An 8,845-nucleotide genomic window follows, 5' to 3' on the forward strand; every position below is an offset into this window, starting at 1 on the left:
AAAGTTACGGCGGTCCATAGCGGCAGGGAAACGCCCGGTCCCATCCCGAACCCGGAAGCTAAGCCTGCCAGCGCCGATGATACTACCCACACGGGTGGAAAAGTAGGACACCGCCGAACACACATTAAGACCGCGGTCCCCCGATTTCGATCGGGGGGCCGCGGCATTTGTGTTTCGCCAGTCTTGTCAATTCGCGCATTCATTGGAAATGGCGAATGCGCCGGCGTCAATCGAACAACGTGGGAACCGTCGCGGCATGAGTCCGTTCGAGGCCCAGAAGTGTCCGTTTCCTGTCGAGTCCACCGCCGTAACCGGTGAGGCTTCCGTTGGCGCCGATCACCCGATGGCACGGCACGATGATGCCGATCGGATTGTGTCCGTTGGCCAGACCGACCGCCCGGAACGCCCCCGGTGCACCGATCTGCCGTGCAATCTCGCCGTAGGACCGTGTCTCGCCGTACGGGATGGTCAGCAGCGCCTCCCATACCCGGCGCTGAAATCCCGTGCCCACCAGATCCAAGTCGAGGTCGAACTCGGTGCGGGTACCGGCGAAGTACGCCTCGAGCTGCTCGACGGCGTCCGGGAACCCCGAGTCGTCGGGCTGCCACCCGTTGCGATCGGGTTCATAGGTCTGATCGACCATCCTCAGATGACGGATCCGTCCGTCGACGCCGGCCAGAGTCAGTAGTCCGACAGGGCTGTCGATGGTTCGGTACCGCATGGTCATGCCGCTGTCTCCTTCGGTGGCCATTCGTTGACGGCGTGGTCGAGCGCCGTCCAGAGATGTTGGGTGACATACGCCCGCCACGGTCGCCAGCGCTCACTGGACTGCTCCAGATCGCGGGGCGTATCCGGCAGCCCGAGCCCACGGGCGGCCGCCAGCACGCCGAGGTCGCTGGCCGGAAACGCGTCGGGGTCGCCCAGTCCCCGCATCGCGATGACCTCGGTGGTCCACGGCCCCACCCCCGGCAACGCGAGCAGGTCGCGTCGCGCCCTGGTCCAGTCGCACCCGGGGTCGAGGACGAGGTCCCCGTCGGCGAGCGCACCGATCAGCCCGGTCAGCGTCCGGCGCCGGGACGCCGGCATCCGCAGATGTGCCGGGTCGACCTCGACGAGGTCATGCACGGCCGGGAAGACGTGCGTCAAACCGCCGCCGGCATCGTGCGTCGTGCGGCCGTAGGCGGTGACCAGCCGGGCGGCGTGCGTGCGGGCTGCCTTCACCGACACCTGCTGCCCGAGCACCACCCGCACTGCCAATTCCGCCTCGTCGACGGTGCGGGGAATGCGCTGTCCTGGCGCCTTGGCGATGAGCGCGGTGAGCCGGTCATCTGTGCTCAGAGCGTCGACGACGGCCTCCGGGTCGGCGTCGAGGTCGAGCAGACGGCGGCACCGCGAGATCGCCGCGGACAGGTCGCGGAAGTCGTCGAGGACCAGTCGGCAGTGGACGTGATCGGGATGCGGCGACAGAGCCACGATGCCGGTGCCCGACGGCAACCGCAGGGTGCGCCGATACGCGCCGTCACGGACCTCCTCCACACCGGGCACCGCGCTGGCGGCCAGATGTCCGAAAAGCCCTTCGAACGCGAACGGCGCCCGAACCGGCAGGCGCAGCGAGAGCGCACCGAGCACGCCGGCGTCGGCGCCGAACCGCGCCCGCGCCCTCTGCCGCAGCGCCGTGGGTGTCAGGTCGCAGACGGCGCGGACCGTATCGTTGAATTGGCGGATGCTCGCGAAACCGGCGGCGAATGCGACGTCGGCGAAGGGCAGCGGCGTGGTCTCGATCAGGACCCGCGCCGTCTGCGCGCGCTGGGCGCGGGCCAGCGCGAGCGGGCCGGCGCCGACCTCGGCCTGCAGGATGCGCTGGAGTTGGCGGCTCGTGTAGCCCAGGCGGGCCGCGAGTCCCGGAACACCCTCCCGGTCCACGGTGCCGTCACCGATCAGGCGCATGGCGCGGGCCACGACGTCGCCGCGGGTGTTCCATTCCGGGGAGCCCGGAGACGCGTCCGGCCGGCACCGCTTGCATGCGCGGAACCCCGCCGCCTGCGCCGCGGCCGCGGTCGGGTAGAACCGCATGTTCCGGGCGAACGGGGGCCGCACCGGGCAGCTCGGCCGGCAGTAGATGCCGGTGGTGAGCACGGCCGTGACGAACCAGCCGTCGAAGCGGGCGTCCTTGGACTGCACCGCCCGCAGGCACCGGTCGAAATCCTCGTGCATGTTCACACGATTACACGCCGGCACCGACAACACTGGCGGGAATCGGACATCGTCGTGGGCGGCGACTGGTGGGCCGCGCCGGCGCGTCACCCCCACGGCGCCCAGCAGCGCCGGCCAGAAGGCGGTCCGGCGTTCGGCGCGGCGGTAGATCGCCCAGCAGGCGAACACCAGCCCGACGAGAAGGGATGACGCCGACGTCCACATCCCCTAGGTGACCCACTTCTCGTCGACACAGGCCTCGTAGGCGCAGATGTCGATGCTCATCGGCAGGGCGAGGAAACCGAGCAGTGCGATTCCCGCCAGCATGGTCTGACGGCGATCAGCGCGACCGCGGCCACCGTGTCGACCGTGCGACCGGAGTGTGTGGCGGTGCCTGACTCAAGAATCGGACACCTGCCCGCGAAGCGCCGGGTCTGGTATTCGTCCCGCCCAATCCGGCCGCGCCCTAGGAACTCACGGGTCCGCCGAGGCGGCCGTTGGTGGCGTCGCGGATGGCGCGGTCGATCAACGCCAGCGTCTCGGCGCGGGTCACCTGTTTCCGGTCCACCACCACCGCCCTGCTGACGTCCTCGTCGATGACGCGGAAGGCCCCGGTGACCGCGGCCGCGCACAGGCGCACGGTCAGATCGCCGTCGGGGAGGTGTAACCGCTTGGCCAGCACCGGAATCAGTCCGCGCTCCATCTGGTCGTGCACCATCAGGTAGGCGGTACGCAGTGCGGGCTCCGAGGCGGTCATGGTGGCGATCTGCATCGCGGTGATCTCGTCGGCGATCTCCTGCTCGCTCATCGGGTGGACGGCTGCGTCGGCGACCAGGTGCTCGGTGAGCGAGAGCTCGGAGGGCCACCGGCGCATGATGGCCAGGAAGCGTTCGACCGACGTGTCGAGCACCGGCTCGACACAGCTCTCCTTGGAGCGGAAGTATCGCCAGATCGTGCGGGTGGAAAGCCCTGCCGCCGCAGCGATGTCGTCCCCGCTGGTGGCTTGGACCCCGTTCGCCCAGAACAGCGCGCAGGCGTGCCGGGACACCGTGAGCCGGGCCTCGGCCTGCTTGCCGCCGGCCGGGGACGCCGAGTCGTGAGGGCTCGCCTCGCGCGCGTCGATCGCGATCACCTCATCCGGCGGTGCGCACTGTCGTCATCGACGGATGCCGGTGCAGCCGTGCACATCACGCTCACCACGACCAGTGCCACGGTGAGCGGACGGCAGGTGCCGAAGGGAGCGGGCACCCGCCCATTGTGTCAGTGCGGCCCCGCGTCGAACACCCCGCTGCGGTACTCGTCGCGGCACGCGCGCCGGGCCAGCTTGCCGCTGGTGGTGCGGGGGATGAGGCCGGCCTGCACGAACCGCACGTCGGCGACCGCGAGGCCGTGCCGATCGGTGACCGCGGTACGGATCGCGTCCACCTCGGGTCCGGGGTCGGCCCGCCGGGTGCCCGAGGCGCGCTCGGCGACGACCACCACCGCGGTGCCGTCGGCGGCCGGGAACGCCGCGACGTAACCGCGCCGCACCATCGCCGACGCCGCCGTCGCGGTGTCCTCGATGTCCTGCGGATAGTGCGTGCGGCCGTCGACGGTGATCATGTCGGCCAGCCGGCCGGTCACGTACAGCTCACCGTCGAGGTACACCCCGAGGTCACCGGTGCGGAACCACCCGGCGCGGTCGGCGACTCCGGCGGAGTGACTGCCCGCGCGCAGGCGGGGGCGCAGCTCGGCGTCGAACGCGCGCCCGGACTCCTGCGGCCGCTTCCAGTAGCGGCGGGCCACGTTGTCGCCGTGCAGCCAGATCTCCCCGACGCACCCGTCGGCGAGTTCGGCGCCGGTGGCCGGGTCCGCGATCGCCGCCCACTGGCTGCGCGCGACCTGGCCGCACGACACGTGCGTCACCGCGTCGCCGGACCCCGCGGCGACCGGCGCCGCGCGGCCCTCGGTCAGCCGAGCGCGGTCGAGGTGAACGGATGTCGGCCGGGCGCCGGGTGCGATGGTCGAGACGAACAGCGTCGCCTCGGCGATGCCGTAGGACGGTTTGATGGCCGTCGGCGGCAGCCCGAACGGTGCGAACGCCGCCTCGAACGCGCGAATCGCGTCCATGCTGACCGGTTCCGAGCCGACGATCATCACGACGTTGCTCAGGTCGATGTCCTCGCCCGGCGCGGGCAGCCCCCGCTGGGCGGTGTACTCGTAGGCCAGGTTGTTCGCCGCCGTCACCACCCGGCCCCGCCGCGAGCCGTCCGACAGCGCGCGGATCCACCGCTGGGGGCGGCGGATGAACGCGGTCGGCGACATCAGGGTCGAGTGGCCGCCGTACACGGCGGGGAAGCCGATCATCGACAGCCCCATGTCGTGGTACAGCGGCAGCCAGCTCACCCCGTGGGTGTTGCGGTCGAGCAGGTCGATCGACAGGATCATCTGCAGCAGATTGGTGCCCACCGCCCGGTGGGTGACCTCCACCCCGACGGGGGTCCGCGTCGAACCCGACGTGTACTGCAGGTGCGACACGTCGTCGACGTCGATGGTGACCGGCGTGAAGCCCTCGCCGGCGGAGTCGGGGATCTCGTCGAGGACCAGCACTGCCCGCCCGCCGAAGCCGTTGTCGGCCAGGAACTCCCGCACCGCGTCCGCCGCGGCAGCCGTGGTGAGCACCACGCTGGGCGTGGCGTCACGCAGCGCGGTGTCGAGGCGTTGCGCGTGCCCCTGCAGCTCGGGGGCGAAGAGCGGCACCGCGATCATCCCCGCCTTGACCGCCCCGAAGAAGCCGCTGACGTAATCGAGCCCCTGCGGCGCCAGGATCGCCACCCGGTCCCCGCGGGCGGCGACCTGCTGAAGGCACGCCCCGATCGCGCGCATCCGGCGGCCGAGTTGGGTCCACGTGAGCTCCTCGGCGCGGCCCTCGTCGGCGCCCGTGTGCGACAGATACCGGTAGGCGACCGCGTCGCCCACATGGGCGATGTTGCGGTCGATCAGCGAGATCAGCGTGACGCCCGGCGGCAGCGCGATGCCGCCGTCGGCGTTCAGGCAATCCTCGATCTGCAGCAGGCCCTCGGTCGTCATGACTCGAGTCTAATTAGCGTTACGCTCGGTATCACTTACCGACGTGGCGATGTGACCGATCAGACGGGCAGGGCCAGCCGGGTCGGCTCGTCATGGCCGCGCAGCGTCACCGTCTCACCCCGTGACCAGTGCTGCTGCTCCCCGTCGGTGGCCCGGTCCAGCGCCGCCGACGAGGCCACCAGGCGGGCGTCGAACTCCTTGGCCAGCTCGCACAGTCGCGCCGCTTCGTTGACCGGTTCGCCGATCACGGTGTACTCGAAGCGCTCCTTCGCGCCGACATTCCCCGCCACCACCTCACCGGCCGCCACCCCGATCCCGGCTTGGCATTCAGGCACCTCGTCGCGGAGCCGCCGGGCGATCGCGCGCGCGGCCGACAACGCCTCGTCCTCGGCGTTGTCCAGCGCGACCGGGGCGCCGAACACGGCCAGCACGGCGTCGCCCTCGAACTTGTTCACCAGCCCGTGGTGGCGGTCCACCTCCTCGACGATCACGGCGAAGAATCGGTTGAGCAGTTCCACGACCTCCACCGCCGGCCGGCTGGTCACCAGCTGCGTCGAGCCGATGATGTCGACGAAGACGACCGCGGCGTGGCGTTCCTCGCCACCGAGTTCGATCTGCTGCTTCTCGGCGGCCAGCGCGACGTCGCGGCCCACGTGGCGCCCGAACAGATCGCGCACCCGCTCACGTTCGCGCAGGCCGTGCACCATCGAGTTGAAGCCGCGTTGCAGCTCACCCAGTTCGGTGCCGTCGAAGACGACCAGTTGGCAGTCGAAGTCGCCACCCTCGACGGCCTTGAGCGCGGACCGCACGACGCGCACGGGCGTCGCGATGATCCACGACAGCAACCACATCAGGATCAGCCCGAACGTCAGCGCGACCACCGCGATGATCATCACGGCCACGGCGAACTGGGTGGTGCTGAGATTCCGTAGCGAAAGCGAGAAGAGGGCCAGCAGGAGGATGCCCAGCACCGGCACCCCCGAACCGAGCAGCCAGACGGTCATGGTCCGGCCCATCACCCCGTGCGCCAGCCGACGTGGCGGACGGCCGGCCTCGAGTGCCTGAGCGGCGATCGGCCGCAGCGAGAATTCGGTGATGAGGTAGCACGCGGTGGCCACCACGATGCCGGGAAACCCGACGGCGAACAGAAACCGCGGGATGAAGGCCGAATCCTGCAAGCCGTACAGCAGGGTCAGCAGTGCGGTACCCACACCCCAGAACAGGAGCAGCATCTTCGCCACCCGCCACGGCGCGAGGAAGACGTTGTACTGGTCGGTGCGGGTGGGGGTCCGCTCCTCGATGGCCCATCGCAACGAGCGCACCGTCCTCGAGGTGATCCAGGCCGTGCCGGCCATCAGGGCGATCAGCATGTAAGCCGGGACCACCGCCCAGGTGAGCCATCCCGGCGCATCGGAGAAGACGCTGGGGACGGGAATCGCCACGGTGTTGAGCAGCAGCGACACCCCGATGCCGAGCACGTTGGTGAACAGGATGAAGAACGTGAGGATGACCTGGATGCGAATGCGCCGGCGCCGCTGATCCTCTTCGGGCCGGCCCAACAGCCAGGAGCCATAACCGGGAGCGTCCGGTAAGCGCCCGCTCTGCCGGGTCACCTTCTCGAGCAGGACGCCCAGCCGTTGCGGAACGCTCTTCTTCCCGGTCGTCGTCGCGGTCATTGTGTCGACAGCCTAAGTTGCGCGTGGCGGCAGACCCTAATGTTGTGCGGGTGCGCCTCGTGATCGCCCAGTGCACCGTCGACTACGTCGGCCGGTTGACCGCCCATCTGCCCTCCGCCCGCCGGCTCCTGCTGTTCAAGGCCGACGGCTCGGTGAGCGTTCACGCCGACGATCGTGCATACAAGCCGCTGAACTGGATGAGCCCACCATGCAAGACGTCCGAGGAGCTGGGCGGGACGCATCCGGTGTGGGTGGTGGAGAACAAGGCCGGCGAGCAGCTGCGCATCACGGTCGAGGAGATCGAACACGACTCCAGCCACGAACTGGGGGTCGACCCGGGGCTGGTGAAGGACGGCGTCGAGGCCCACCTGCAGAAGCTGCTGGCCGAACACGTGGAGCTGCTCGGCGCCGGGTACACGCTGGTGCGGCGCGAGTACATGACCGCGATCGGCCCGGTCGACCTGCTGTGCCGCGACGAAGCCGGACGGTCGGTCGCCGTGGAGATCAAGCGGCGTGGGGAGATCGACGGCGTCGAGCAGCTCACCCGCTACCTCGAACTGCTCAACCGCGACACGCTGCTGGCGCCGGTCAGCGGTGTGTTCGCCGCCCAGCAGATCAAGCCGCAGGCGCGCACGCTCGCGACCGACCGCGGAATCCGTTGCCTGACATTGGATTACGATCAGATGCGGGGAATGGACAGCAACGAGTTCCGGCTCTTCTGACCCCCTAGACTGACGGTATGCCCAGGCGCCGGACCCCGCCGCGGCGGCCGCGGCCGCTGCCGTCCGCGCTCGATCCCCGCCGGATCGAACCGGGGCCGGACGGCCACGACTACGAGGTCCGCGCGGTCGCGGCGTCGCGGGCCACCAAGACCTACCGGTGCCCGGGGTGCGACCACGAGATCCGTGTCGGCACCGCCCACGTCGTGGTGTGGCCGGCCCGCAACGACGGGTGGGTGGGGGAGTCCGCGGTCGACGACCGACGCCACTGGCACACGCCGTGTTGGTCACGCCGGGCGACGCGCGGTCCGACGCGCAGGTGGTCCTAGTGGCCGATCAGTGCTCGGCGGCCGGCTCGACGAGCTCGATCAGCACGCCGCCGCCGTCCTTCGGGTGGATGAAGTTGATCCGGGAGTTCGCGGTGCCGCGGCGCGGGGCGTCGTAGATCAGGCGCACACCCTGGTCGCGGAGCCGCTCGGTGAGCGCATCGAGGTCGCTGACCCGGTAGGCGAACTGCTGCAGGCCGGGGCCGCGCTTGTCGAGGAACTTCGCGATCGTCGACTCGTCGTCGATCGGCGCCATCAGCTGGATCTGGGTGCTGCCGACCGCCGCGCCGCGCACCGTGAGCATCGCCTCGCGGATGCCCTGCTCTTCGTTGACCTCTTCGTGCAGGACGATCATGCCCAGATGGTCGTGGTACCACTTGATCGCCTCGTCGAGGTCGCGCACCGCGATACCGACGTGGTCGATCGCGGTCACCAGCGCGGTGGCCAGGACTGGACGGGCGTCAATTTGCTCGGCGGTCATATCGCAAAGGTAACCTAACGACATCGGTTTCGAATACTCCTCATCCGGTGGATAGCCTGGACGAAGCCACTACAAACCCCCTGGAGGTACTCATGACCACGTCGGTGATCGTTGCTGGAGCCCGTACGCCGGTGGGCAAGCTGATGGGGTCGTTGAAGGATTTCTCGGGTAGTGATCTGGGGGGCATCGCGATCAAGGCCGCCCTGGAGAAGTCGGGGGTGGCGCCGTCGGCGGTCGATTACGTGATCATGGGTCAGGTGCTGACCGCGGGGGCGGGGCAGATGCCGGCGCGCCAAGCCGCGGTGGCGGCGGGGATCGGCTGGGATGTGCCGGCGTTGACGATCAACAAGATGTGCCTGTCGGGCATCGATGCGATCGCGT

Annotated in this window: 8 protein-coding genes, 1 rRNA gene and 1 pseudogene; 4 read left to right on the top strand and 6 right to left on the bottom strand. The window is 69.7% G+C overall.

Going from position 1 to position 8,845, the window contains the following annotated elements:
• Positions 1-5 precede the first annotated feature (5 nt).
• Positions 6-119 (top strand): 5S ribosomal RNA (gene rrf / locus E4P42_RS26545).
• A 107-nt stretch (positions 120-226) separates the two neighbouring features.
• On the opposite strand, the gene E4P42_RS26550 is transcribed toward rrf, so the two are convergent.
• The 5 genes from E4P42_RS26550 to E4P42_RS26570 form a co-directional block, all read right to left on the bottom strand.
• Entirely contained in the window at positions 227-727 is a 501-nt protein-coding gene (locus E4P42_RS26550; protein WP_135129621.1) for a methylated-DNA--[protein]-cysteine S-methyltransferase, read from the bottom strand.
• Complete coding sequence (locus tag E4P42_RS26555) at positions 724-2,214, bottom strand: DNA-3-methyladenine glycosylase 2 family protein (RefSeq protein ID WP_135129626.1); 1,491 nt, start codon at positions 2,212-2,214, stop codon at positions 724-726. The genes E4P42_RS26550 and E4P42_RS26555 overlap by 4 nt, the downstream gene beginning before the upstream one ends.
• A 445-nt stretch (positions 2,215-2,659) precedes the next feature.
• On the bottom strand, positions 2,660-3,241 hold the full coding sequence (locus E4P42_RS26560; protein ID WP_135129627.1) for a TetR/AcrR family transcriptional regulator: 582 nt from the start codon (positions 3,239-3,241) through the stop codon (positions 2,660-2,662).
• A 212-nt stretch (positions 3,242-3,453) separates the two neighbouring features.
• Complete coding sequence (locus E4P42_RS26565) at positions 3,454-5,262, bottom strand: fatty acyl-AMP ligase (protein ID WP_135129622.1); 1,809 nt, start codon at positions 5,260-5,262, stop codon at positions 3,454-3,456.
• A 59-nt stretch (positions 5,263-5,321) separates the two neighbouring features.
• Positions 5,322-6,938, bottom strand: coding sequence for an adenylate/guanylate cyclase domain-containing protein (locus tag E4P42_RS26570; protein ID WP_135129623.1), 1,617 nt, complete (start codon positions 6,936-6,938; stop codon positions 5,322-5,324).
• 50 nt (positions 6,939-6,988) lie between these two features.
• Between E4P42_RS26570 and nucS the strand changes: the two genes are divergently transcribed.
• Together nucS and E4P42_RS26580 are read left to right on the top strand one after the other, a co-directional pair.
• Positions 6,989-7,660: an endonuclease NucS gene (gene nucS / locus E4P42_RS26575; RefSeq protein WP_135129628.1), complete on the top strand. Its 672-nt coding sequence runs from the start codon at positions 6,989-6,991 to the stop codon at positions 7,658-7,660.
• A gap of 17 nt (positions 7,661-7,677) precedes the next feature.
• Positions 7,678-7,986: a hypothetical protein gene (locus tag E4P42_RS26580; RefSeq protein ID WP_135129624.1), complete on the top strand. Its 309-nt coding sequence runs from the start codon at positions 7,678-7,680 to the stop codon at positions 7,984-7,986.
• Positions 7,987-7,993: 7 nt separating this feature from the next.
• Here the strand turns inward: E4P42_RS26580 and mce are convergent, their stop codons facing one another.
• On the bottom strand, positions 7,994-8,464 hold the full coding sequence (gene mce, locus E4P42_RS26585) for a methylmalonyl-CoA epimerase (RefSeq protein WP_135129625.1): 471 nt from the start codon (positions 8,462-8,464) through the stop codon (positions 7,994-7,996).
• A gap of 92 nt (positions 8,465-8,556) precedes the next feature.
• Between mce and E4P42_RS26590 the strand changes: the two are divergent.
• Positions 8,557-8,845, top strand: a pseudogene (locus E4P42_RS26590) (acetyl-CoA C-acyltransferase); the annotation flags it as partial.

The organism is Mycobacterium sp. PS03-16, from assembly GCF_004570325.1.
GTDB lineage: Bacteria > Actinomycetota > Actinomycetes > Mycobacteriales > Mycobacteriaceae > Mycobacterium.

What these genes read in the sequence shown, in the direction of transcription:
- E4P42_RS26550 (WP_135129621.1), bottom strand. Translation starts at nt 727, where the DNA reads ATGACCATGCGGTACCGAACCATCGACAGCCCTGTCGGACTACTGACT.
- E4P42_RS26555 (WP_135129626.1), bottom strand. Translation starts at nt 2,214, where the DNA reads ATGCACGAGGATTTCGACCGGTGCCTGCGGGCGGTGCAGTCCAAGGAC.
- E4P42_RS26565 (WP_135129622.1), bottom strand. Translation starts at nt 5,262, where the DNA reads ATGACGACCGAGGGCCTGCTGCAGATCGAGGATTGCCTGAACGCCGAC.
- E4P42_RS26570 (WP_135129623.1), bottom strand. Translation starts at nt 6,938, where the DNA reads ATGACCGCGACGACGACCGGGAAGAAGAGCGTTCCGCAACGGCTGGGC.
- E4P42_RS26580 (WP_135129624.1), top strand. Translation starts at nt 7,678, where the DNA reads ATGCCCAGGCGCCGGACCCCGCCGCGGCGGCCGCGGCCGCTGCCGTCC.
- mce (WP_135129625.1), bottom strand. Translation starts at nt 8,464, where the DNA reads ATGACCGCCGAGCAAATTGACGCCCGTCCAGTCCTGGCCACCGCGCTG.